The following is a 22902-nucleotide window of genomic DNA, read 5'->3' as shown; positions in this document are numbered from 1 at the left end:
CTCCTAGCCGAGGACTGTCATGAGGTGGGTGACGAGGGCGATGAGCGCCTGCGCGGAGGAGTGCTCGTCGCGGACGTCGCAGTGCACGATGGGTGTTTCCTCGGAGAGGTTGAGTGCCTCGCGTACTTCGTCGAGCGGGTAGTCCGGTGTGTTGTCGAAGCGGTTGACGCCGACGGCGTACGTCAGGCCGAACCGCTCGACCAGGTCCAGGATGGCGAAGCTCTCGTGGAGCCGTGTGGGGTCGACCAGCACCAGGGCGCCCAGCGCGCCCCGGGACAGTTCCTCCCACATCTCCTTGAAGCGTTCCTGCCCGGGGGTCCCGAAGAGGTAGAGGACGAGCTCCTCGCTGAGGGTGAGCCGGCCGAAGTCCATGGCGACCGTGGTGGTCGTCTTGTCCGGGGTCCCCGACAGGTCGTCGAAGCCCTCGCTCGCCTCGGTGATCTCCTCCTCGGTCTGCAGCGGCTCGATCTCGGAGATGCTGCCGATGCAGGTGGTCTTGCCCACCCCGAAGTGCCCGACGATGAGTATCTTCACGGAGTTGGAGACGGCTGGATCCAGATACACGAGTCACGCTCCGAATCGGGTTCGCAGGCCGTCGAGCACGGCGCTGAGCAGTTCGCGGTCGACACGCTCGGCGCGGGGCACGGGCTTCCTCACGAGGATGAGGCCGTTCTCCTCCAACTGCGCCAGCAGGATGCGCACGATGCCGATCGGCAGGTGCGTGTGGCCCGACACCTCGGCCACGGACAGGAACCCGTCCGCGACGAGGTCCAGCACCCTGCGTGCCTCGGGGGACAGCACGGGTGCCGCGCCGGGCGCGTCCTCGTGGGCGGTGACCAGGGTGGTGTGCTCGTACTCGTGGTCCGCGGGAAGCTCACGTCCGCCCGTGATCACGAACAGGGGGACTAAGGGCGCCGTCAGTTCCAGTTCGTCGTCCGGTCCGTCATGCATCGTCGGCCCTCTCTCCCTGGGGTGCCCGCTTCGCGAGCAGTGTGGGAACGGCGTCCTCGAGACGTGCGGTGAACTCTTCGATGTCGCAGTCGTGATCGGCGGACGCGGCGAGGAACGCGCCGTCACCGGCCGCAATCAGGAAGATCCAGCCGTGCTGGAACTCGATGACCGTCTGACGCCACTCGGCGTCCTTCAGGCCACCCGCGAACTGCGAGGTGACACGGCTGTAGGCGTGAATGCCCGTCATGGCCGCGGAGATCGTGTCCGCGAGGTCCTTGCTCATCCCGGATGTCGCGCCCCGCGGGAGCCCGTCCGACCCGAGGAGTACGGCGTGCCGCGCGCCCGGCACGTCGGCGATGGCCTGGTCCAGCGCGGCGAGCACGAACCCCGAGGAGCCCGTCCCCTCGCGCACGGCCGCCGCGTCGTCGCTGCGGGGGTCACCGGCGCTCACCCGCGGTGGTGAGGTGAGGTTGTCGCCCAGCCGGGCGACGAGGCGGTGCATACGGAACGAGATCTGCTGCAGGTCGACGTCGGGTTCCGCGGCGGCGGCCAGGTAGGCACCCTGCCCCGCGCCGATGAGGAAGATCCATCCGTGGGAGAACTCGATGACCGTCTGGTTCCACCGACGCTCCTCGGCCGGACCGGCGAAGTGTGCGGTGGCCCGGCTCAGCGACTGCATGCCGGCCATGGCGGCGGAGATGGTCCGGACGTCCTTCGGGGTCAGGCCGTCCGTGGACCCGCGGGGAATGCCGTCCGCGGACAGCACCACGGCGTGCCGTGCCCGGGGGACGTTGTCCACGATGTCCCGGACCATCCACGACATGTCTGTGGTCATGCGTCTTCGGACCCTTCGGGCGAGGGAACTGCGAGGTCGCGGCCGGAGAGCGTGCCACGCTGGAGGGCACCGAGACCGCCGGAGCCGCGGGCGGTCCTCCGGGGCGTCCGGGCCGGCGGGGTGTCCTCGTCGTCGGTGAGGCTCGCGACGGGCTCCTGACGGTCGGCCCGCTTCGGCAGACCGTGCAACGTACGCGTCGCGGGCTGCTCCTCCCGGCTCTCGACCCGGCGGATCCTCGTGACGGGGGCCTCCTTCGGGGTCGGCGGGGTCTCCTCCACGGTCCACAACTCCTCGGGCAGCAGGACGACGGCCCGGACGCCGCCGTACCGGGAGACCCCGGTGACGTCCACCTTGAAGCCGTACTGACGGGCGATCAGGCCGACCACCGGGAAGCCGAACTTCGGCTGGGTGCCCAGCTCCGAAAGGCGCGGGACGGACTCGCCGGACAGCAGCGTGGTCGCCTTCTGCCGGTCCTCGTCGCTCATGCTGACGCCGGCGTCGTCGATGACGATGCACAGGTTGCTCTGGACCCGCTGGAACGTCACCTCGATCGGTGCGTCGTGCTGCGAGAAGCTGGCAGCGTTGTCAAGCAGCTCGGCCACGGCGAGCGCGACGGGCGCCACGGCGGACGCCTTCAGCGCGATGCCGCTCTGCTGCATGATCTGGACGCGGTGGAAGTTCCGGATCTGCCCCTGCGCGCTGCGCACGACGTCGTACACGCTGGCGGGCTGGTTGCGTCGGCCGAGCGGCGCACCGCACATGACCGCGATGCCCTGGGCCTTACGGGCCATCTGCGCGTTGGCGTGGTTGACGTCCAAGAGGTCGGAGAGGACCGCGTGTCCGCCGTACTTGCGCTGGATACTGTCCAGGAGGGTCGTCTGCTCGGCGGCGAGGCTCTGCAGGAAGCGGGCCGCGCCCTTGAGGACGGCCTTGGTGCTCTCCTCCGCCGATCGCTCGGCCTCCTGGATGACGGCGGCCTGTTCGTCGCTGAACTTCTGCAACTCCGCGCGCGAGTGCCCGAGTTTGCCCTCGGACTCGCTCAACTGCGCCGTGAGCGCCGCCTCGACCTGCTTCCTCCTGGCCCCGAGGGCCTTGTTGCGGATGACGAGGACCACGGCTGCGCCTACGGCGACCACCGCTGCCGCAGCCAGACACCATATGAGCGTGTCTTGATTCATGGAAACCTTTCCTGGTGCGTGGCATGCAGGCATCACCAGATACACCCCGAAAGGACCCGCGACACATCCGCTAACTGCATGACCGCTGTTACACGAAGAGCAGGCCGACCTCGGACCACCACGCGAGCCGAGTTGATCAAGGTCGAAGACGCGGGAATGCTATCACTGCGAGATGGCCTCCGGATCGCGACCCCTTTGACCGAATTCGACGCCAACGCGGCTGCTGGGTAGGCTTGTTGATACTTCTTCAGCCACCGCTGCGGCCGGTTCCGGTTCACCTTGCCGCAGGCCGCCGGATCATGCGCGGATCTCCGCACGCGCAGCGCGGAACCTCCACCCGCCGTGGCTCGTGACGGGCGCGAGGGACACAATGGATCGACACTCGTACCGTGCCGGTTCGGCACTCTTCGAGGATGAGGCAGCGGGCCGACGGGCGTCGGCCATGCGCCTGTTGAGGAGGCTCACGCCCGTCGCGGACGGCGAGGCTCACGCCCGTCGCAGCCGGCACGCCGGACCTCCGGCTCCCCCCGGCGGTATCGCCGTTCAGCCGCCGGCCCGTTCGTGGGCCCAGCGGAGCGAGGCGGCGAACACCTCCTCGACCTGGTCCTCGGGCAGGCCGTACCAGACGTGGTCGGCACCCGGCACCAGCCGCAGGTCGACCGGCGTCCCCACCTCCGAGAGTCGCGCGGCCAGCCGCGTCGCGTGCTCGGGGCCGACCATGGAGTCGTTCTCTCCGTGCGCGAGGAAGAAGGGTGGCGCCCCCGGACGCACCTGCTGGAGGGGACCGGCCAGGACCGCGCGGTCCGGAACCTCGGAGGGGGCGGCACCGAGCAGCAGCGCCTCCGGGCTGTGCGGGTTGTCCGCGTCCAGGGTGAGGTCCGTCGGCGCGTACCAGACGACGGCACCGACGATTCCCCGTACGTCGTCCGCCAGGGCGAGCAGCGCCGCGAGGTGTCCGCCGGCCGACTCGCCCCACACCACCGTCCGTTCCGTGTCGAGGGTGAGTTCGTCGGAACGCGCCGACAGCCAGTCGCAAGCGCCGCGCAGGTCGTCGAGTTGGGCCGGGAACACGGCCTCGCCGCTGAGCCGGTAGTCGGCCGAGGCGACCGCGAATCCCGAAGCGGCGATGCGGGCGAACGGGCTCGGCTCCCACGAGCGCATACGGAGCCCCATGTCCCCGCGGTGCCCCCTGCGCCAGGCGCCGCCGTGCACGAGGAGGACCAGGGGATGCGGCCCCGTACCCGCCGGGAGCCACAGGTCGAGTTCGAGAGGACGTGCTCCGGGAGCCTCCGCGTACGGGACGCCGCGGTACAGCCGCACCCCGTCGCCGACCGGTGCCGCGGGCGGGAGCGGCGCGACGTCGGGGTGCGGTGCCGCGATCACCGGGCGGAGGTCCGGGGCGGGCATCAGACCTGCCACTGGTGCTGGGGCAGGAACCGGACGTCGTACTGCTGGGGCACGGTGCCGAACTTCCGCGGCTCGGGGACGTGGGGCTGCTGGGGGAGTCCGAGCGACTCCGTGGGCGTGCCCAGGTTCTCGAAGAAGCGCTCGAAGGTGCCCGAGGGTCCGGAGGCGACACCGACGATGCGGCTGCCGTTGCGCTCGATGCGATAGGCGTGGGGGCAGTTCTTGGGGACGAAGCCGAAGTCCCCGCTGGTCAGCAGCTTCGTGTGCTGCGTGCCGTCCGGCTCCTCGACGTAGAGCCGGACCGCCCCGTCCGTCACGAAGAACACCTCGTAGGTGTCGGCGTGCATGTGGGCGGGGATGGTGTCGCCCTTGGGGCCCTCGCACGTGAAGAAGTTGAAGGTGTTCTCGGTCTGCTCGCCGCCCGCGTACACGGTGAACAGGTCGGTGAAGAGGTGGGCCCTGTCGCCCATGCCCTTCTCGATGAAGTAGGGCTTTCCGGGCTCCGGCGGGATGTGCGAGGCCGGGCGGTATCGGGTGGCGTACTCGAAGGTCATGCGATCTCCTCGGAGCCGACGGTGAATGTCAGGTTGCCTGACATGAATGTAAGGTACCCTGACATGTCGGTTCGGGAGGCGCAAGACCCGTGCCGGGGCCCGCGGGGAGACGAGGAACGTATGGGTGGCGGAGGCCGCAACCTGCCGCAGTTGCTGGGCGCCGCGCGTCGGTGGTTCGACGAGGGACTGCTCGCGGCGCTGGAGGCCGAGGACGTGGACCCCGTCACCGCGACGCAGCTGCACGTCTTCACCGTTCTCGACGAGCAGGGCACGACGGTGGCCGAACTGGCCCGGCGCATGGGTGTCACCCGGCAGACGGCTCACCAGGCGGTGCACAGCCTGATCGCCGTCGGCCTGCTGGACCAGACCCCGGACCCCGGCTCCGCGCGCCGGCGGCTGATCCGCCGGACGGCCAAGGGCCGGACCGCGCACGAGCGGGCGGAAGCCATGGTCGGACAGCTGGAGCGCACGCTCGCGGCCCGCATCGGCGAGGACGCCGTCACCGCGCTGAGGGCGACCCTCGAACAGCCCTGGGGGCTCCCGCCCGAAGGGCTGGGCTCCTAACCCTCGCGGACGGCTTCCCCGGTGCCGTCACCGTTCGTCGGCGCGGCGGCGGGAATCCGGCTGTGGATGTCCTCGATCAGGTTCCGCATGGCCATCCGGAAGATCTCGGCCTGGTGGTCACCGAGGAAGGCCGTGTGGCCGAAGACCTCCAGGACGACCTGGCCGTGCATGTGGCCCCACGCGCTCAGGACGAGGGCGGTCGCGGGAGGCGGCAGTTCGTCCCGGCCGGTCGGCGGCAACCGGTCGAGGTAGGCCAGCGCCGAGGGTGAGAGGCCGCCGGTGTCGGCGGCGGCGAGCTGCGCCGCGGTGAAGCCGGCGAACAGTTCCCGCTCGAAGATGGCGCTCATCCGGCGTGCCGCCCGCGTGGTCGTTCCCTCGGCGGGCGCCGCGTAGTACCGCAGCGGTGTCCCGTACAGGAGCTGGAACCGCTCGGGGTGGTCGATGGCCCAACGGCGGTAGCCCTCGGCAGCGATGACCACGCCCTCCCGGGCCGTGCCGCCCGTGGTGGCGTCGACCGCGCTCTGCACGGCCTCGGCCAGGGCGTCGTACGCCCTGACGATGAGGTCGGTGACGAGGTCGTCCCGGCTCGGAAAGTAGTGGTAGAGCGCCTGCACGGTCATGCCCAGACTCCGGGCCACCGCGCGCAGGGACAGGGCTGCGGGGCCGTGTTCGGCGATCTGGCGCTCGGCCGCCTCCAGGATCTCCCGGGTGGCCGCCGCCCGGCGCCGCTCGCGGAGGGAGGGCAGGGCTGCTGCGAGTTCGCCGACGGTCATGTCACGAACCGTACGACACCAACTGGGCGTCCGCGGAGTCAAGTTGCAAGCCGCCAGAAAAATCTGACACTGCCAAAATCTCCGCCGTCTCCCTAACGTCGTCAGGGCGACGACATCCGCGTCGTCGCATCCGCCCTGTCGGTGTGACGTGCTGCCGCGGGGCAGTGAGTCGATCCCTCCCGCCTCAATGCCGCCTGCCTGACGTCCTTTTGGCGTCAGGACACGAAGGAGACCGTCCGTGTTCGAACGCATAGCCGAACTGGTGATCCGCCGCTCCCGGCTCGTCCTTGTCGTCGCCGTCGTGGCGGTGGTCCTCATGGGGGTCGCGGGCGCCGGCGCGTTCGGGAAGCTGCTGGGCGGCGGATACGACGACCCGGCCTCCTCGTCCAGCCGCGCCGGACAGATCATCGACGAGAAGTTCGGCGGGGAGACCAACCTGGTCCTGCTGGTCCGGGCGTCCGTGGGAGGTGTCGACGCCCCGGCCGCGCTGCGAACCGGCCGGGCCCTGGTGGCCGACCTCAAGAAGGAACGCGATCTGGGGAACGTGGTCTCGTACTGGGACACGGACAGTCCCGGCCTCCGCTCCGAGGACGGCCGCGAGGCGATGGTCCTCGCCCATGTGACCGGAGACGGCACCGAGCGGGACGAGAACGCCAAGCGCGTCATCGACACCTACGCCGGACCGTACAAGGGTGCTCTGACGGTCAGGGCCGGCGGTGGCGCTGCCGTGACCAGTGAGATGGGCACACAGTCGGGTGAGGACCTCGTCCTGGCCGAGAGCATCGCCGTACCCCTCACCCTCCTCCTGCTCGTCGTCGTGTTCGGCAGCGTGGTCGCGGCCCTGCTGCCGCTGGTGATCGGCATCATCGCGATCGTGGGAACGTTCGCCTGGCTGTTCGTCCTCGGCAGCGTCACCGATGTCTCCGTCTTCGCGATCAACCTCACCACCGCCCTCGGGCTCGGCCTCGGCATCGACTACGCGCTGCTCATGGTCAGCCGCTTCCGCGAACAACTCGCCGCAGGCGCCGGCGTGGACGACGCCGTCCGGCGGACGGTGAGCACCGCCGGCCGGACGATCACGTTCTCCGCCGCGACCGTGGCCGCCGCCCTCGGCGCCCTCCTGGTGTTCCCGCAGTACTTCCTCCGCTCCTTCGGCTACGCCGGGGTCGGCGTCGTCGCCATCGCGGCGGTGAGCACCCTGTTCGTCATGCCCGCGCTCCTCGTCGTGCTGGGGCACCGCGTCAACAGCGGGCGGCTGCCCTGGGCGAGGACCCGGCCCACCGACGGCAGGCCGCCGCTGTGGGGCCGGCTCGCCCGCACCGTCATGCGGCGGCCGGCGCTGACCGCCCTGCCCGTGCTCGCCGTCCTGCTGCTGGCCGCGAGCCCGCTGCTCGGAATCTCCTTCGGCACACCGGACGAGCGCGTGCTGCCCGAGAGCGCCGAGAGCCGCCGGGTCGCGTCGGTGCTGACGGAGAAGTTCGGCGGCAACGACGACGCGGCCCTCCACGTGGTCATCGACGAGCCTCTGGGCAAGGGCCCGTTGGAGGCCTACGCGGTCGCGCTGTCCGGCCTCGAAGGCGTCGCCCGCGTCGAAGCGGGCACGGGTACCTACAGCGCCGGACGCTCGACGGCGACCGGCCCCGGCAACCCCGCGCTCGGCCGCCCGGACGCGCAGCGGATCGACGTGGTGACCGCGCTGCCGCCCAAGTCGGCGGAGGCACAGCGTCTGGTCGGTGAGGTGCGGGCGGTCGCGCCGCCCGAGGGGGCGCACCCTCTCGTGGGCGGGACCGACGCCGTGCTGGTCGACTCCAAGGCGTCCATCGCCGACAGGCTCCCGCTCGCGGTGGCCCTGGTCGCCCTCACCACCTTCGTACTGCTCTTCCTGTTCACCGGCAGCGTCGTGCAGCCGCTGCGGGCGCTGGTCCTCAACATGATCAGCCTGGGAGCGACCCTCGGGGTGATGACCTGGATCTTCCAGGACGGCCACCTGTCGTCCGTGCTCGGCTTCACGGCGCAGCCGATGGAGGTGTCGATGACGGTGCTGATGTTCTGCATCGCCTTCGGTCTCTCGATGGACTACGAGGTGTTCGTCACCAGCCGGATCAAGGAACTCCACGAGGCGGGCCACGACAACGAGTCCGCGGTCGCCGACGGACTCGGCCACACCGGACGGATCGTGAGCGCGGCGGCCTGTCTCCTCGCGGTGAGTTTCTTCGCCTTCGGTACGGCCCAGCTCAGCTTCATGCAGATGTTCGGCCTGGGCAGCGGACTGGCCATCCTCATCGACGCCGTCGCCGTGCGCGGCATCCTCGTACCTGCCGCGATGCGCCTGCTGGGCCGCTCGGCCTGGTACGCGCCGCCCTTCCTGCGCACACTGCACGGACGCTACGGCCTCAGCGAGGGAGGCCCCGAGCAGGTGGGCGCATCGGTGCGGCCGCTCACGCCGCCGTACGCGAAGGACTCGACCGAGGTCTGATTTCGCGGACCGCGGACCGCGGACCGCGGCCCGCCGCGACGGGCTCAACGCACGCTCTGTGCCCGCCTCTTCGAACGGAGGTGGGCACCGGCGCGTACGACGGCCGCCCGGCGCGGCGGCCGTCCGTCAGGCCGAGGTCTTGAGCGTGTCCGCCCATGCGCTCGTCGTCATGACCTCGCAGCGGCGGTCGAGGACCTGGGCGAGCAGGGTCGTGTGCAGGTCGGGGTCGCGGTCGGCGCAGGCGTCGGACAGGACCGTGACGCGGTAGTCGAGGTCGGCCGCCTCCAGGGCGGTGGACAGGACGATGCCGCTGGTGGCGATACCGGCCAGGACGAGGTGGTCGATGCCCTGCGCCGCGAGGATCTGGCGGAGGTCGTTGTCAGCGAAGGCGCTGACGCGGTTCTTGTGCACCACGATCTCGTCGCCGCGCGGCGCGGCGTCCGGGTGGATGGCGGTACCCGGGTCGTCGGCGGTGAACAGGTGGAACGGCAGCGCACCGAAGATCTTGTTGTCGGGGTGGACGTCGACGTGTCCCGGGCGGAGCCGCTGGGCGACGTGAACGACGGGGATCTCGGCGGCGCGGGCCGTCTCCAGCGCCCGGACCGCGGCCGGCAGATACCCGTCGGGGACGTGCGCGATGTGGTTGAGCTGGAGGTCCATGGAGAGAAGGGCGCTGCGGGACACGGTTTCTGCCTTTCACGACGGGTGCGTGGTTCGGGGACGCGGGCACGTGGACACGGCACTTGGGTGATCTCCGAGGGAGGCCTTCAGGCTCTTCCGCGCGGACGGCCGTGCGCCGCTACGAGGACGCGGGGGAGGGCGAGGAGTTGCCCGGGCCGGCCGAGAGTCGGCGCAGGCTCCGGTCGAGGACGGTGATCAGCAGATAGAGCACACCCGCACCGAGCATGATCCAGGCGAGGTGGTGCATTCCCTCGGTACTGGCGCGCTCTCCGAAGGACGCGGCGGTTGCCGAGGAGGCGATCATCGACCCGACGTACGCGAAGGTGCGCAGCAGGCCGGCGGAGGAGCCGGTGCGCTCGGGATCGGCCTGGAAGTACACGGAGTTCTGCAGGGCCAGGCTGTTGGACCCCTGGGGCACGCCGAAGACGACGGCGAGGAGGACCAGCGCCCATACCGGGCTCGCCGCGGTGAGCGTCAGCATCAGCGCGCAGGCGGCGATCTGGCCGACGCCGCCGAGCAGGAGCTTGCCGAGGACCCCGCCGCGCCGGCCGACCGTCACGGAGACACCGATCCCCACGAGGAACATCGGGATCTGCACCAGTCCCGCGTGGAACGGCGAGAGTCCGTAACTCTCCTCCGTCCACTGGGTGAATCCGTAGAGGAAGGCGTACGACACGATGTAGGCGACCAGGGCCCGCCCGTAGGTGGCCAGCAGTGGGGCGTTGCCGCCGAGGACGCGGAGGTCGATGAACGGTGTCCTCGCGCGCAGTTCCCGCACGGTGAAGCCGACGGCGGTGGCCACGGTGATCACCGGCAGGTACCAGTTGCCGGCGTGCAGGTTCATCAGGAACAGCAGCAGCGAGAAGAGCATGGCCGCGAACAGACCCATGCCCGGCAGGTCGACCTGCGAGGTCAGGCGACCTCGGCCGGCCGTCCGTTTGTGCGGCTGCTCGGGGAGCCGCAGCCGGCCGAGTACGACGGCCACCACCGCGAGAGGGATGTTGAGCGCGAAGGTGGAGCGCCAACCGCCCAGCCCGATCAGCAGACCGCCCAGCAGCGGGCCGACCACGGCGATGGTCTGGTTGGTGACGGCCAGGGTGGTCAGTACCCCCGCGGGACTGTCCTGCCCGGTCCGGTCGGCCTCGCTGCGCACCAGGGCCATGGCCGCCGGGTAGCCGGCACACGTGCCGAAGCCGAGCAGGACGCGTGCGGCGATGAGGACGCCGAGGTTCGGGGCGAGCGTACCGACGACGCCGGCGACGCCGACGAGGCTGGTACTGAGAAGGAAGAGGCGGCGGGGGCCGAAGATGTCGATGAGGCGACCGACGACCGGCTGACCGAGGGCGGTGGCCAGATAGAGGGCCGAGACCAGCCAGGCGGTCTGTGAGGCCGGGGCACCGAACGCGACGCCGATCGGGACGAGCGCCACGGCGACGATGGTGGAGTTGATCGGGTTCAGGACCGACCCCAGCATCATCGGGGGGAGGAGCCGGCGGTCGAAGCCTGCCGTCCTGGTGCCGCCGGGTACGGCGGTGCTCTGCTCAGTCACTGACGAGTCGCTCCAGCACGGCCATGGCCGCTATCACGGTCCGGCGTTCTTCCTCGGTGCACTTCTTCTGCAGCTCGGCGGCGAGCCATTCGCCGCGCGCCTGTCTGCCCGCCTCGGCCCGTCGGCGGCCCTCGGCGGTGAGCGCGATCAGCTGTCGGCGGCCGTCTCCGGGGTCGGGGCGGCGTTCCACCAGGCCCCGGCCCGCCAGGGCGCCGACCGTGGACGCCATCGACTGGTGGCGCATCCCTTCGGAGACCGCGAGGTCACTGGTCGTGAGCCCCTGGTCGTCCGTCAGGCGGGCCAGCACCGACGCCTGGGTCAGGCTGAGGTCCTCGGTGCTCCCGGCGTCGCGGATGCGGCGCCGCAGACGCCCGATGACACCTCTGACCAACTGCGAGGCGCGGACGGCTGAAGGCGACAGCACATGATCATCACTCATGGTTCCCAGCCTAGGATCGTCAGTTCAGATTGTCCAGGCTACCTGCGCAGTTTAGCTGGAGAATGGGGTGCGGTCACGAGGCCGGCGGTCGCGGTATGTCGAACGGGTTCCCGGAGCTCCGCTCCGCCCGCACGGAGCGGGTCATCAGTCGCACAGTGCCGAGCGTGGTGCCTGTGGACGACCCGACGGGTCCGCACCGCGACGGTGTCCCACGTGCCGAACGTCGGCCGGTGGAGGAGGATGCGCAGGAACGATCAGCTCAAGTGGAGGTGCGGTCCCGTGGGGGATGACTGGCTGTCGCAGCGGGCACGGGCGGCGGAGCAGGCGGTACCGGGCGGATTCGACCTGTCGGAGTGCGTCCGCGAGCCGATCCATCTCCTGGGCGGTGTCCAGTCGTACGGCACCCTGGTCGCCGTCGACACGGCGACCGGTGTGGTCGACACGGCGGCGGCGAACACGGGGCTGCTGCTCGGTGTGGCGGCCGAGGACCTCGTCGGCGCCCCCGTCACCCGGGTCGTGGAACCCGACGACTGGATCGAGGCACTGGAGGCGACGAGCGGTGACGAGGCGCCGTCCGCCGCGCTGCCCGTGACGGCCGGCGAGGGCTCCGCCCGCGGCACCTTCGACCTCTCCGTCCACCGCAGTGGCGAGCTGCTGGTGCTGGAGTTCGAGCCCCGCGACGAGCGGCAGGCGTTCCTCTTCTCCGGCTTCTACCAAGGCGTCCGCAGGGCGTTGGCCCGGCTCAGGTCGGCGTCGACGGTCACGGACGGCTGCCGCACCGCCGTGAAGGAGATCCGGACGCTGACGGGCTTCGACCGTGTGGTCGCCTACCGCTTCGACGGCCCGGACGGGCCCGGTGAGGTGGTGGCCGAGGAGGTCACGGAGGCCTGGGAGCCCTGGCTGGGACTCTGGTTCCCGGCCACCGACATCCCCCCGCAGGCACGCCGGCTCTACCAGGACAACTGGATCCGGGTCATCACCGACGTGGACGACCCGACCGTCCGCCTCCACCCCCAGGTCAGGCAGAGCACAGGACAGCCGCTGGACCTGTCGGGCGCCGCGCTGCGCACGGTGTCCGCATTCCATCTGGAGTACCTGCGCAACATCGACGTCCGCTCGTCCATGTCCGTCTCGGTCATGCGCGAAGGACGACTGTGGGGACTCATCGCCTGCCACGGAGCCGCCCCCAAGGTCCTGGCACCGGAGGTCCGCTCCGCCTGTGAACTGTTCGGCGCCGCGTTCTCCCTGCAACTGGCCGCGATCGAGGAGCGCGAGCGGGCCGACGGGTTCGCCCGCACCGGCGCCCGCGCGGGTGCCGTCGCCGAACTCCTCGACTCCGATGTCGAAGCGTCGCTGCTGCGCCACGAGGAGGCCTTCCGCGGGCTGACGAACGCCGACGGGGTGGCCCTCGCCCGCTCCGGCCGCGTGGTCAGCGCCGGACTGCCGCTCCCCGACCCGCTGGCATCCGAACTGAGCCGCCGTGCCGCCCTGATGACGCCCGGCACGGTGTGGGCCACGGACCGGCTGCCGGAACTCCTGGCCGCAGACGCAGACGCAGACGCGGACGCGGACGCACACGCAGAGAACGGGCCGGTCGCCGAACCGGACGGGCTCGCGGGCCTGCTGATGGTCTCGCTCGGCAGGTCGGGCGAGTTCCTCGCATGGACCCGCGCGGAGCGGCCGATGCCCCGCGAGTGGGCCGCCGACCCCGCGGTGCCCGTCCGCGTCGGCCCCCGCGGGGAACGACTCACGCCCCGTGGCTCGGGCGCGGTGTTCCGGTCCGTCATGCGCGGCCGCAGCCTGCCGTGGACCGCCCAGGACCGGTCGGCGGCACTGGAGATGTGGCGCATGCTCACCGGCCTCGTCCTGCGCCACGCGAACGAGCTGGGCCGCCTCAACGACGAACTCCGCATGATCAACGTGGACCTGGACTCCTTCGCCCACGCCGCGGCCCACGACCTCAAGGAACCGCTGCGCGGCATCTCGAACGCCGCCACCTTCACCCTGGAGGACGCGGCGGACGATCTGGACGCGACCAGCGTCCGGCGGTTGGAGACCATGCAGCGACTGGCCGGCCGCATGGACGAACTCCTCAACTCCCTCCTGCATTACGCCCGGTTGGGCCGGGGCGGCCTGCAACGCGACGAGGTGGCGCTGGACGACGTGGTCGACGGCGCCCTCGAGGTCGCCGGCCCGCGCCTCGCGGACGAAAACGTCACGGTCGTACGCCACGACCCCCTCGGCCTGGTCCGTGCCGATGCCGACCGGCTCTACGAGATCCTCGTCAACCTGCTGGTGAACGCGGCCAAGTACGCCGCCGACCGCCCCGACCGTACGGTCGAGATCGCCGTGGCGACCGTACCCACGCACGACGGCGCGGGAAGCGAACAGGCCGTCCTGGTACGGGACAACGGGATCGGCATCCCGCCCGGCCGGCAGAGCGAGGTCTTCGACCTGTTCCGGCGGCTGCACGGACCGGCCGAGTACGGCGGCGGAACCGGCGTGGGTCTCGCGGTCGTGAAACGGATCGTCGAACGCCACGGCGGACGCATCTGGTTGGAGAGCGAACCGGGGCAGGGGACGGCGTTCTACTTCACGCTCGGCGACCCGGGAACGGAGGTGTCCGGCCGCGACTGACCCTTCGTCTGCTGCCAGTAGTCGATCGCCCCCTTGAGGACCGTACGGAAGAGCGCGAAGTTCACCGGCTTGTAGATGTAACTGTCGGCGCCCGCCGCGTAACAGGCGTCGACCTCGGCGGGCGCCGTCGACGACGTGAACACGATCAGTGTGACCTCCGCGAGCTGCGGATGAGCGCGGATCGCACTGAGCACGGCATGCCCGCTCAGACCGGGCATGTTGAGGTCCAGCAGGACGAGACCCGGCAACTCGGCCGCTTCCAGGAGCCGTTCGGCGATTCCCTCGCCATGGTCGGTGAACTCCAGCCGCAGCTCCGGGTGCGTGCGGTTCAGCGCCCGCACGATGGCCTCGGCGTCTTCGGCGGAGTCCTCCACCACGAGGATCCACTGGTTGTCGACCCGCCGCCTGCCTTCGTCCGCGTGCCCCATGGTCATGCCCTCACCTCGGCGATCAGTACGGCCGTGTCGTCGTCGCCTGCCGCGCGGAACTCCGAGGCCAGGGAGATCAACCGGTCCGACGCGGATGGTCCCCCGCCGCTGCGGCGGACCGCGGCCGCGAGGTGCTCTTCGAAGAAGGTGCCGTCCGCACCGCGCGCTTCGAGGAGCCCGTCGGTGAACAGCACCAGCGACTCGCCCCGGCCCAGCCGCAGACGCAGGGGTTCGTACTCGGACCGGTCGAGCACACCGAGCAGTACGCCCCCCGCCTTGAGCTCCTCCACCACCTCGCCGTCGGCGCCGCGCACCAGTGGTCTCGGGTGTCCGGCGTTGGCCAGCTCGATCTCCCAGCCGTCCGACACGGGGGTCAGCACGGCCGCGAGCGCGGTGACGAACCGGGAGCTGCGCTCCGCGATGAGCGCGCGGTTCAACCGGGTCAGGGCCTGCCCGGGCGGAGTCCCGTCCTCCAGCAGCGTACGCAGGGTGTGCCGCGCCAGACCGGTCAGCGCCGCGGCCTCGGCGCCACGACCGCACACGTCCCCGATGATCAGGGCGAGCCGGCCGTCACCGGTGACGACCGCGTCGTAGAAGTCGCCGCCGACCTCCAGCGACTCGTCGGCCACCTCGTACGCACTGCTCAGGATCAGCCCCGGCACGTCGGGCAGGGCCCGGGGGAGCAGGTGCCGCTGCAGGATCTCCACATGGCGTCGCCGCTGCTCGTACAGGGTGCTCGTGTCGATGGCCAGAGCCGCCCGCCCGGCGAGGTCGCCGAGCATGCGCAGGTCCTCGACGCCGTCGGAGCTGTGGTGCAGGAACGTCAGGGTGCCCAGGGTGCGCCCCCTTGCACGCAGCGGACTGATGCTCAGGACGCGGACAGCGGCGCCGTACCCCTCGGAGCCGGGGCCGAACGGACCGCCGGACAGGTCCGGGCCGCGCAGCAGCGCGCCCTCGGCCTGCTCCGAAGCGCCGCGCAGCGCCTTGCCGAGCCACGCGTCGTTCAGCGACACCTCCGCCAGCCAGGCCTGGGCGGGTGCCGCCACGTGGGCCCACGCCACGGGCGCGAGCCGGCCGTCCGCTCCGAAGAGTTGGACGACGCAGCCCTCCGCCATCGCCGGGACGGCGAGCCGCGCGACCCGGCGCAGCGTCTCCTCGACGTCCAGACTGGAGTCCATCTGGAGGGACGCCTCGGCGAGGAACGCGTCCTCGACCTGGCGGCGCTCATGACCCCGGTGGACCAGCAGGCGCTGGTTGCTCACCATGAGGATCTCCGCGACCTGCTCCAGCCGTGCCCGCAGAACCTGGAGGTTCTCCGGCGGCGCGCCCAGGCCCACCCACAGAGCGGCCCGGTCGGTACCCAGCGGGAAGACGCACTCCAACACCGTGACGGCCTCGCCGAACGCACGCAGCGCGTCACCGGGCCAGTGGGCGGCGTCCGGCGTCAGAGCGCCTTGCTCGATCACCACCGGGCCCTCGACGCCGGCACCGCGCTCGTGGAACGTCTCGGAGACGGCCCAACGCTCACCGGCCGGCGGCCGACGTGTGTCGGGCTCGGCCATGGCCGTCGTGAGCGTCCGGGTGTAGATCAACTCCTGGGCGTCCCACCGCGCACCGGCCGCGACGACGGCGCCGGGCTGCGTCAGGAGGGCCCGGTACACCAGGTGGGCGAGATCGGTGACGTCCTGGACGCCGTTCGCCGCCAGCCAGAGGCTGTGCAGTTCCCTGGGCCAGCCGTCGACCTCCGGGGAGTCCGCCGCCTCAGTTATGCCGTGCTCCGCGTGCTCGGGTTCTTCAGGCATGGCCCCCGCTTCTTCCTCCGAGCCGCGTGTGGGCGAGCCTGAACCCGCCCCGGCTCCCATCAGTTGTCATGAGGAAACTACCTGTTCGGGGAACCATACGGCCTCCACCCTGTCCGGGACCGGGACCGCGAGCCCCGGCTCCCACTCCATCCTGAGGCGCGGCCGAGGTCCGTGCGAACCGCAGGACGACCGGGTCGTCCCTTCCGCCGTGCGCGCGGGCGCGCCGAACACCCTCATCCGTCCGCTGCTGGGCTGTCAGTGGGGTCGTACGCGCCACGCGGTCCGTGCGCCCGGGGAAGCTGGGCCCCGGCTGTTAACTTCCTGATCGTCAGTGGCCTCCCGGCCCACGGGTGAGGCCCGTGTCGGGGTGAACGTGGAGGCTGCGGTGACGGAGACGAGAAGATCCCCCGAGGAGACGGCGGCCACCGCGCTCGGGCGTCGCAGCTTCCTGGCATCCGCCGCTCTGGCGGCCACCGCGCCGGTGGCGGCTTCCGCGGTCGCCCACGCGTCCGAGCGGTCGGCACCAGGACGGCTTCCCACCCCCGAACGAGGGACCGCGGAACGGCTGCTCGCCGTACCGCTGAAGCACCGCCGCGACGACTGGCTCCAGGAGGCCCTTCAGGTCGCCGTGGCGGTCGAGTTCTCGACCATCCCGCCGTATCTGTGCGGCTGGTGGTCCATCGAGGACCGAAAGAGCGAGGCCGCCCAGCTGATCCGGCGCGTCGTGCTCGACGAGATGTACCACCTCGGAGTCGTCTGCAACCTGCTCGTGGCGGTGGGCGGCCGGCCCGACATCAAGGCGGCGGCGCCGGTCTATCCGGGCCCGCTGCCGGGCGGGGTGCACCCCGGGCTCACCGTGTACCTGTCGGGCCTGAACAAGCCGTTCGTGCACGACGTCATGATGGCCATCGAGGCTCCCGCGTCGCCCCTCACGGAGGGCGGTGACGACTCGCTCAGCATCGGCGTCTTCTACGAGGAACTGCTGAAGACGTTCCGGTCGGCCACCCCCGAACTGTCCACCGCCCGGCAGTTGCAGCAGCGTATCGGCGTGGACGATCTCAACCCCGTCAAGACGCTCGATGACGTGGAACATGCCATCGACATCATCCGCGAACAGGGCGAAGGCACCTCCGGCTCACCCGCGGACGCGCCCGGCGACGACCACGTGGCCCACTACTACGCGTTCGCCGAGATCTACCACGGCCGGCAGCTGCGCGAGGAGGAGGACGGCTGGCAGTACACCGGACCCGCGGTGCCCTTCCCCGACTCCCGGCCCATGGCCAGGGTGCCGGCAGGCGGCTGGGACAGCCCGCCCGACGAAGCCCAGCGACTCATCAGCGCCTTCGACAGCGCGTACGCCGGTGTGCTGGAGTCGCTCGACGCCGCGTGGGCCGACGGTGGCGTGAGCAGCCTGACCGCGGCGGTGCGGGGCATGGGCAGGCTGGAGTCGCCCGCCGTGGAACTCATGGAAATGCAGATCCCCGGCACCCAGGAGACGTACGGCCCGCAGTTCCGGCCGGTCTGACCGCTCGGTCCCCGTACGAGCCCGGGCACCGGGTGACGGCGGTGGGCGTCACTCCACCGGATTCTCGATCAGCGTGATCCGGTTGCCGTCGGGGTCGTGGAGCGCGGCGAACCGCACGGTCTGCGCTCCGGGCTGGACCGCCCCGGCCGTGAGACCGCGGGCCGCGAGGTCGGCGAGCGCCCGGTCGAGGTCGTCCACGTTCAGGTTGAGCAGTGTCGAACCGGCGTGTTCGGGGTCCTGGAACACCTGTATCCAGCCGGTGGGCGTCAGGTGCCAGTCCGCGAGCCCGGGCATCGGCCTCAGATCGGCGGCCCTGCCCAGCAGCCGTTCGTACCAGGCCACCGCCCGCTCGATGTCACTCACCGGGGCCACCGCGAGAACGCGTGTGATGGTCATGGGACGGTCTCTTCTCACTCTGGGTGGGGTGTCTTCGGAAAGCCGCGCCCTCAGGCCTCAGGGCCGCTGTCCCCAGGCCATCGCCATTCCCGGTCCGAACTCGGCGAGGCCGGGGGAGGCCAGGTAGGCGAGGGCTTCGTCGATGACGGCGGAGTCGACGAGCCCGGTCTCCTCCAGGGCGGGCCGCATCCGGTTCCACGTCTCGGACCAGAAGCGGGCCAGCGGACGGTCCGAGACCAACGGCGGGCAGACGAGTTCTCCGGCGACGTGCCGGAGACCCTCGTCGCGCAGGAACTGCGGATACGCGGGGACGGTGGACGTGTCGGTGCCGATGGTCGTCCTGAGCGCCTGCCACATGGCGTCCATGGTGCGGCGGTAGGCCGAATCCGTGTCCAGGGCGTTCGGCACCTCGACGGCGTCGCCGAGTACGAGCCAGCCGCCCGGGTTCAGCCATCGCGCGAGCCGTGCGATGAGCCGGCGGCGTTCGGGCAGGTGCATGAGCACGAACCGGGCGTGAATGAGGTCGAAGCCGCCCAGATCGAGGCCCTCGTCCCTGAGGTCCGCGGTGAGCACCCGCGCGCGCGAGTCGTCGAGGGAGCCGAGGCCGCTGGTGTCCCGGTCCAGGGCGACCACCTCGATGGCGCCCGCCTCGTCCAGCAGCCAGCGCAGGATGGTGCCGGTTCCGGCTCCCACTTCCAGGCAGCGGCCTCCTTGCGCCGCGCCCAGGGCGCGCAGCCGACGAATGGTGACCGGGTCGTACACGAGCGCGGCCGCGTCGATCCGTTCCGCTTCCTCGGGGTGCTCGGGCTCGAACAGGTCCTTGCCGTAGTCACCCTCGGAGATCGGGGTGCCGCTCACGACCGGAACTCCCGTCGCCGACCTCCCGTGGCTGCCCTGCCTGTCCGTGCCATGAGAACTCCCTGAGCGGTGAAGACCGGCCGTGTCCCAGGGTGGCAGCATTCCGTTCGCGTCGCAGGCCGTCGAGTGCCCGGAACGCCCCGCCCCCGCGTCGCGTGTGAGCGCCGAAACTCACTTGCACCGCTCCGATAACATCGTCGGACTCACGGTGATCGCCCTGATCGCCCGACCTTCACTAGAACACCATGCCGTCTAGCCAGAAGGGTGAGCCGGGATGACCAACACCTAACACATCGGCCAAACAGTTGATATCTGGAACATCGCGAAAGCCCTCGCGAACAGGCAGCAGCATCGCGTCCGCCGTACGGCGTCGGCCCCAGGTCGTTCTGTGGGCAGCGGCGGGGGTGGCGATCCTGGGATTCCTCATCGCGCTGGAGATCGTCGCGCGGAGGTACGGCGAGCCCGGGCCGATCACCAACCTGGGGCGGGAGTTCGTGTCGGCCCCGCGTTCGGGACCGCTGCTGTACGCCGGGCTGGCGCTGATGATGGTGGTGCTCACCTGGCGGGAACGGTTCGTCGCGGCCGGGACGGCGATCGGCATCGACGTCGTCCTCACGCTGGTGCGCTGGGCGGCCGGCACCGACCTGAACTTCGGCAGCGGCGCGCTGTGGGTGATGCTGGGCTGCGCGGGCGTCGCCGTCCTACGGCGTACCGGCCGGGAACGTGCCCTGCTGCTGAAGGGCGTCGGGCTGGGCCTGCTCCTCGTGGGCGGTCACAAGACGGGTGACACCTGGCTGCTCATCACGTCGAAGACGCGCCCTGCGGTGCTCGACCCGTACGTGGCGACCGCCGATCACGCGCTGGGCAACCCCTCATGGCTGGTGGGCCGCGCGGTCATGGCCACCGATCCGGTCGGCACCCACGTCCTGAACGCGGTCTACGGTCAGCTCCCGCTGGCCGCCGCCCTCTTCGGGCTGTACCAACTGCGCAACGTCGCCGCCGAACGCGGCTTCCCGGGCCATCACCTGGTGCGCACGTTCCTGGTCATCGGCCTGCTCGGACCGGCCATCTACATGATCTTCCCGGTGGTCGGGCCGGTCTTCGCCTACAGCGCCGAGGGCGGACGATGGGCGGTGGCCGACCTGTGGCCCAACACGGCGCCGCCGCTCGGATCGCTGCACGCGGTCCCGTTCGACGAGATCACCCCTCGCAACTGCATGCCCAGCCTGCACACGGCGTGGGCCACCACGCTCTTCATCCACTCGCGCAGAGCACCGCGTGTCCTGCGCTGGGTGGGCGCCTTCTGGCTGGTCGCCACGCTCACCGCGACGCTGGGGTTCGGCTATCACTACGGCGCGGATCTCCTGGCAGGTGCGGTGTTCGCGCTCACGATCGAGGCGGCGATGCGCTCGTTCGACCGAGGCTGGGAACGCGCCGGAGTCCACCTCGTCACCTACGGGGCGATCGTGTTCACCGCGCTCCTGGTGTCGTACCGCTTCCTGCCGCTGGACATGGCCCGGCACCCCTTCGTGTTCGGTCCCCTTCTCCTCCTGGCGACAGGCTCCGTGATCCACCTCTACGTCCGGACCACCAGCCTCTGGGACGCGACACCGGGTCCGAAGCCGGTCCTCCCGCGGCAGCTGGAGCCGGAGCCCGCACTCCAGCAGGCGTAGACCGCGGTGCGAGCGGGCTTCCCCAGCCGACGGCCCCGGCTCCTGCCGCACACGGCTCCCGCCGCCGCCCTGTCGGGGGTTGCCGGTCAGGCAGGGACGTCCGGTCGGTCCTCGTCGAGTTCGAACCACACCGTCTTGCCCTCCGGCTCGGGGCGGACGCTCCACTGGTGGGCCAGCAGGTCGAGGAGGACCAGGCCGCGGCCCGAGGAGGAGAGCTCGCCGGGTGCGCGCCGGTGAGGGACCTCGTCGCTGCGGTCGGTGACCTCCACGCGCAGCCGGCGGTGGTCCTGCGGACCGCTGATCTCGGCCCGCAGGACGGCGGCCTGCTCGGTGTGGACCAGCACGTTGCCGAGGAGCTCGGACGTGAGCAGGACCGCCGTGTCGACCTGGTCGGGACTCGCCCAGTCGTGGAGCAGGCCCTGGAGCTCCATCCGGGCTTCGGACAGGCCGCGCGCCTGGTCCTGTTCGAGGGTGAGGAAGAGCCGGCGCTCGGTCGGGGCGGCCTGCGGCTCGCCGGCGTCGCGGCGGAGCAGGAGCAGGGCGATGTCGTCCTCGGTGAGCGGCGTGTGCTGCGGGTGATCTCCCGGCTCCTGGGGGGCGACCACCGCGTTCAGCAGGCGGTCCGCCATTCCGTCGAGGTCCTCGGAGGAGCCGGGGGAGAGGGCGTTGCGCACGCGGAGCCAGCCGGAGTACATGTCGTGGCCGCCGGTCTCGATCAGACCGTCGGTGCACAGCATCAGGACCTCGCCCTCGTTCAGGGTGAGGACATTGACCGGATAGTCGTCCTCTCCGAGGTTCAGCCCCAGGGGAAGCCCGCCGCCCAGGTGCTTGAGCAGGCAGGTTCCGTCCGGGAGCCGCAGGACGGGGTGGGGATGCCCGGCGCGGGCGATGCGCAGGGTGCCGGTGGCCGGGTCGGCCTCCATGTAGATGCAGGTGGCGAAGCGGTCCTCGTCCAGCGCCGCGAGGAACTGGGAGGCCCTGACCAGGACGGCATCGGGTCCGTGCCCCTCGGCCGCGTAGGCGTGGATCGCCGTGCGTAGCTGGGACATCAGCCCGGCCGCGTGCACGTCGTGCCCCTGAACGTCACCGATCACCAGGCCCAGGCGCCCGTTGGGCAGGCTGAGGCTGTCGAACCAGTCGCCTCCGACCATCAGGCCGCCGCCGGTGGGCACGTACCGTGCGGCGACGGTCAGGCCGTCCACGCCCGGGCCGACACGGCTCATGCTGCTGCGCAGGCTCTGGGAGAGGGCCAGATCGGCCTCGTCGGTGTACGTGCGCTCGATGCTCTGGCCGAGCAGGCGGGCCACGGTGGCCAGGAGCGTGCGGACGCCGTCGGTCATCTCCATCGGGGCGTTGAAGCCGGCCACCCATACGCCGGTGACCTGTCCGTATGTGGTCAGCGGCAGGTAGGCCCAGGCCTCGTGCCCCTTCAGCTCACAGGACTGAGCGGCGACGGGGAAGCGGTTCCGGTACTCGTCCGCGGAGGACAGGAGTACGGGCCGCCCGGTACGGACGGCCTGGGCCCCCGGGTGATCGCTGCCGAGGGTGACGCGGAAGTCGTCGGCCCCGCAGTCGGTGAATCCGAGCTGGGCCACGCAGTGCAGCCGCTCACGGTCCGACCGCAGTACCAACTGGCTGCGCAGCGGCAGCGACGCGTCGGCCAGCCGGGGGACGAGCGCCAGCGCCTCGCGCAACGTCTCGGCCCGTGCGAGCGCGTGCCCCACCAGGAGATCGGCCTCGCGGCCGCGCAGACGGTCCGACGGATCGCCCGATCCGTCACCGACGGGGCCCGCCATCCGGTTGAGCGCCTCGACCTGGCGCACCTCCGCGGACTCCTCGGAGCTGCGGCGCTCACGCCCTCCACCCACCTGCACACTCCCGTCACTGCTCGGCGGTTTCCGTCCCCCCCATGCTCCGTCGGGCCCGAGCGAGCCGCCTCCTCAGCGCGCCGGTCGTCGACGACCGGCGCGCTGAGGAAGCCCGTCAGGCCTGGGCAACCGCCGTGGCGGTCGTGGGCGGGGGCCGAGGAATCCGGTTGTGCGACACGGGGCGCCCGCACTCGTTCGGCCCACTCGTTCGGCCCACCGAGCGCGCGGGCGCCGCCGCCCGGCGGCACGGTGGTGGTGCCGACGCGGAGCACCGCCGGCGGTGTCGTGGAGCCGCCGTACCGTCCGCC

20 protein-coding genes are annotated in these 22902 nt (G+C 71.2%); 5 read left to right on the top strand and 15 right to left on the bottom strand.

Features of this window, described 5'->3' with window-relative positions:
* Positions 1-3: 3 nt before the first annotated feature.
* The 6 genes from ACIRQH_RS02055 to ACIRQH_RS02030 form a co-directional block, all read right to left on the bottom strand.
* Positions 4-564, bottom strand: coding sequence for an ATP/GTP-binding protein (locus ACIRQH_RS02055; RefSeq protein WP_358817389.1), 561 nt, complete (start codon positions 562-564; stop codon positions 4-6).
* Positions 565-567: 3 nt separating this feature from the next.
* Positions 568-951, bottom strand: a complete 384-nt coding sequence (locus ACIRQH_RS02050) for a DUF742 domain-containing protein (RefSeq protein WP_351429120.1) — start codon at positions 949-951, stop codon at positions 568-570.
* Positions 944-1786 (bottom strand): roadblock/LC7 domain-containing protein, encoded by an 843-nt coding sequence (locus tag ACIRQH_RS02045; RefSeq protein ID WP_358817388.1) that lies wholly within the window; start codon positions 1784-1786, stop codon positions 944-946. The genes ACIRQH_RS02050 and ACIRQH_RS02045 overlap by 8 nt, the downstream gene beginning before the upstream one ends.
* Entirely contained in the window at positions 1783-2964 is a 1182-nt protein-coding gene (locus tag ACIRQH_RS02040; protein ID WP_358817387.1) for an ATP-binding protein, read from the bottom strand. Before ACIRQH_RS02040 ends, ACIRQH_RS02045 begins: the two co-directional genes overlap by 4 nt.
* 543 nt (positions 2965-3507) lie before the next feature.
* Positions 3508-4371 carry an alpha/beta hydrolase fold domain-containing protein gene (locus ACIRQH_RS02035; RefSeq protein ID WP_404223689.1) on the bottom strand — a complete coding sequence of 288 codons (864 nt, stop codon included), beginning with the start codon at positions 4369-4371 and terminating at the stop codon, positions 3508-3510.
* On the bottom strand, positions 4371-4925 hold the full coding sequence (locus ACIRQH_RS02030) for a quercetin 2,3-dioxygenase (RefSeq protein WP_404223687.1): 555 nt from the start codon (positions 4923-4925) through the stop codon (positions 4371-4373). Before ACIRQH_RS02030 ends, ACIRQH_RS02035 begins: the two co-directional genes overlap by 1 nt.
* 120 nt (positions 4926-5045) lie before the next feature.
* On the opposite strand from ACIRQH_RS02030, the gene ACIRQH_RS02025 reads away from it, so the two are divergent.
* Positions 5046-5489, top strand: coding sequence for a MarR family winged helix-turn-helix transcriptional regulator (locus ACIRQH_RS02025; RefSeq protein WP_358817384.1), 444 nt, complete (start codon positions 5046-5048; stop codon positions 5487-5489).
* Here ACIRQH_RS02025 and ACIRQH_RS02020 read toward each other — a convergent pair.
* Positions 5486-6262 carry a TetR/AcrR family transcriptional regulator gene (locus tag ACIRQH_RS02020; protein WP_404223685.1) on the bottom strand — a complete coding sequence of 259 codons (777 nt, stop codon included), beginning with the start codon at positions 6260-6262 and terminating at the stop codon, positions 5486-5488. The genes ACIRQH_RS02025 and ACIRQH_RS02020 overlap by 4 nt on opposite strands.
* Positions 6263-6500: 238 nt before the next feature.
* Here ACIRQH_RS02020 and ACIRQH_RS02015 point away from each other — a divergent pair, with 238 nt between their 5' ends.
* On the top strand, positions 6501-8738 hold the full coding sequence (locus ACIRQH_RS02015; protein WP_404223683.1) for an MMPL family transporter: 2238 nt from the start codon (positions 6501-6503) through the stop codon (positions 8736-8738).
* Positions 8739-8864: 126 nt separating this feature from the next.
* Here the strand turns inward: ACIRQH_RS02015 and ACIRQH_RS02010 are convergent, their stop codons facing one another.
* From ACIRQH_RS02010 to ACIRQH_RS02000, 3 genes are all read right to left on the bottom strand, one after another.
* On the bottom strand, positions 8865-9422 hold the full coding sequence (locus tag ACIRQH_RS02010) for a cysteine hydrolase family protein (RefSeq protein ID WP_404223681.1): 558 nt from the start codon (positions 9420-9422) through the stop codon (positions 8865-8867).
* Positions 9423-9537: 115 nt separating this feature from the next.
* Positions 9538-10896 (bottom strand): MFS transporter, encoded by a 1359-nt coding sequence (locus ACIRQH_RS02005; protein ID WP_388865804.1) that lies wholly within the window; start codon positions 10894-10896, stop codon positions 9538-9540.
* A 64-nt stretch (positions 10897-10960) separates the two neighbouring features.
* On the bottom strand, positions 10961-11407 hold the full coding sequence (locus ACIRQH_RS02000) for a MarR family transcriptional regulator (protein WP_358817381.1): 447 nt from the start codon (positions 11405-11407) through the stop codon (positions 10961-10963).
* A gap of 240 nt (positions 11408-11647) precedes the next feature.
* On the opposite strand from ACIRQH_RS02000, the gene ACIRQH_RS01995 reads away from it, so the two are divergent.
* A complete protein-coding gene (locus ACIRQH_RS01995) occupies positions 11648-14044 on the top strand; it encodes an ATP-binding protein (protein WP_404223678.1) in 2397 nt (798 codons plus the stop codon).
* Here ACIRQH_RS01995 and ACIRQH_RS01990 read toward each other — a convergent pair.
* On the bottom strand, positions 13996-14472 hold the full coding sequence (locus ACIRQH_RS01990; protein ID WP_404223984.1) for a response regulator: 477 nt from the start codon (positions 14470-14472) through the stop codon (positions 13996-13998). The two genes, ACIRQH_RS01995 and ACIRQH_RS01990, sit on opposite strands and share 49 nt — an antisense overlap.
* A 2-nt stretch (positions 14473-14474) precedes the next feature.
* Entirely contained in the window at positions 14475-16274 is a 1800-nt protein-coding gene (locus ACIRQH_RS01985; protein ID WP_404223676.1) for a PP2C family protein-serine/threonine phosphatase, read from the bottom strand.
* Positions 16275-16659: 385 nt separating this feature from the next.
* On the opposite strand from ACIRQH_RS01985, the gene ACIRQH_RS01980 reads away from it, so the two are divergent.
* Positions 16660-17799 (top strand): ferritin-like protein, encoded by a 1140-nt coding sequence (locus ACIRQH_RS01980; protein WP_404223674.1) that lies wholly within the window; start codon positions 16660-16662, stop codon positions 17797-17799.
* Positions 17800-17847: 48 nt separating this feature from the next.
* On the opposite strand, the gene ACIRQH_RS01975 is transcribed toward ACIRQH_RS01980, so the two are convergent.
* Together ACIRQH_RS01975 and ACIRQH_RS01970 are read right to left on the bottom strand one after the other, a co-directional pair.
* On the bottom strand, positions 17848-18195 hold the full coding sequence (locus ACIRQH_RS01975) for a VOC family protein (protein WP_358817377.1): 348 nt from the start codon (positions 18193-18195) through the stop codon (positions 17848-17850).
* 57 nt (positions 18196-18252) lie between these two features.
* Positions 18253-19053, bottom strand: a complete 801-nt coding sequence (locus ACIRQH_RS01970; RefSeq protein WP_404223672.1) for a methyltransferase — start codon at positions 19051-19053, stop codon at positions 18253-18255.
* Between the two features lie 350 nt (positions 19054-19403).
* Here ACIRQH_RS01970 and ACIRQH_RS01965 point away from each other — a divergent pair, with 350 nt between their 5' ends.
* Positions 19404-20726, top strand: coding sequence for a phosphatase PAP2 family protein (locus ACIRQH_RS01965; protein WP_404223982.1), 1323 nt, complete (start codon positions 19404-19406; stop codon positions 20724-20726).
* A gap of 86 nt (positions 20727-20812) precedes the next feature.
* Here the strand turns inward: ACIRQH_RS01965 and ACIRQH_RS01960 are convergent, their stop codons facing one another.
* Positions 20813-22594: a SpoIIE family protein phosphatase gene (locus ACIRQH_RS01960; RefSeq protein ID WP_388932000.1), complete on the bottom strand. Its 1782-nt coding sequence runs from the start codon at positions 22592-22594 to the stop codon at positions 20813-20815.
* Between the last annotated feature and the right edge of the window lie 308 nt (positions 22595-22902).

It is taken from the genome of Streptomyces sp. NPDC102279, from assembly GCF_044766365.1.
Lineage (GTDB): Bacteria > Actinomycetota > Actinomycetes > Streptomycetales > Streptomycetaceae > Streptomyces.
The sequence above is the reverse complement of the archived record's forward strand: the minus strand, read 5'-3'. Positions and strand labels throughout refer to the sequence as shown.

What these genes read in the sequence shown, in the direction of transcription:
- ACIRQH_RS02050 (WP_351429120.1), bottom strand. Translation starts at nt 951, where the DNA reads ATGCATGACGGACCGGACGACGAACTGGAACTGACGGCGCCCTTAGTC.
- ACIRQH_RS02045 (WP_358817388.1), bottom strand. Translation starts at nt 1,786, where the DNA reads ATGACCACAGACATGTCGTGGATGGTCCGGGACATCGTGGACAACGTC.
- ACIRQH_RS02040 (WP_358817387.1), bottom strand. Translation starts at nt 2,964, where the DNA reads ATGAATCAAGACACGCTCATATGGTGTCTGGCTGCGGCAGCGGTGGTC.
- ACIRQH_RS02035 (WP_404223689.1), bottom strand. Translation starts at nt 4,371, where the DNA reads ATGCCCGCCCCGGACCTCCGCCCGGTGATCGCGGCACCGCACCCCGAC.
- ACIRQH_RS02030 (WP_404223687.1), bottom strand. Translation starts at nt 4,925, where the DNA reads ATGACCTTCGAGTACGCCACCCGATACCGCCCGGCCTCGCACATCCCG.
- ACIRQH_RS02025 (WP_358817384.1), top strand. Translation starts at nt 5,046, where the DNA reads ATGGGTGGCGGAGGCCGCAACCTGCCGCAGTTGCTGGGCGCCGCGCGT.
- ACIRQH_RS02020 (WP_404223685.1), bottom strand. Translation starts at nt 6,262, where the DNA reads ATGACCGTCGGCGAACTCGCAGCAGCCCTGCCCTCCCTCCGCGAGCGG.
- ACIRQH_RS02005 (WP_388865804.1), bottom strand. Translation starts at nt 10,896, where the DNA reads ATGATGCTGGGGTCGGTCCTGAACCCGATCAACTCCACCATCGTCGCC.
- ACIRQH_RS02000 (WP_358817381.1), bottom strand. Translation starts at nt 11,407, where the DNA reads ATGAGTGATGATCATGTGCTGTCGCCTTCAGCCGTCCGCGCCTCGCAG.
- ACIRQH_RS01995 (WP_404223678.1), top strand. Translation starts at nt 11,648, where the DNA reads ATGCGCAGGAACGATCAGCTCAAGTGGAGGTGCGGTCCCGTGGGGGAT.
- ACIRQH_RS01990 (WP_404223984.1), bottom strand. Translation starts at nt 14,472, where the DNA reads ATGGGGCACGCGGACGAAGGCAGGCGGCGGGTCGACAACCAGTGGATC.
- ACIRQH_RS01985 (WP_404223676.1), bottom strand. Translation starts at nt 16,274, where the DNA reads ATGCCTGAAGAACCCGAGCACGCGGAGCACGGCATAACTGAGGCGGCG.
- ACIRQH_RS01975 (WP_358817377.1), bottom strand. Translation starts at nt 18,195, where the DNA reads ATGACCATCACACGCGTTCTCGCGGTGGCCCCGGTGAGTGACATCGAG.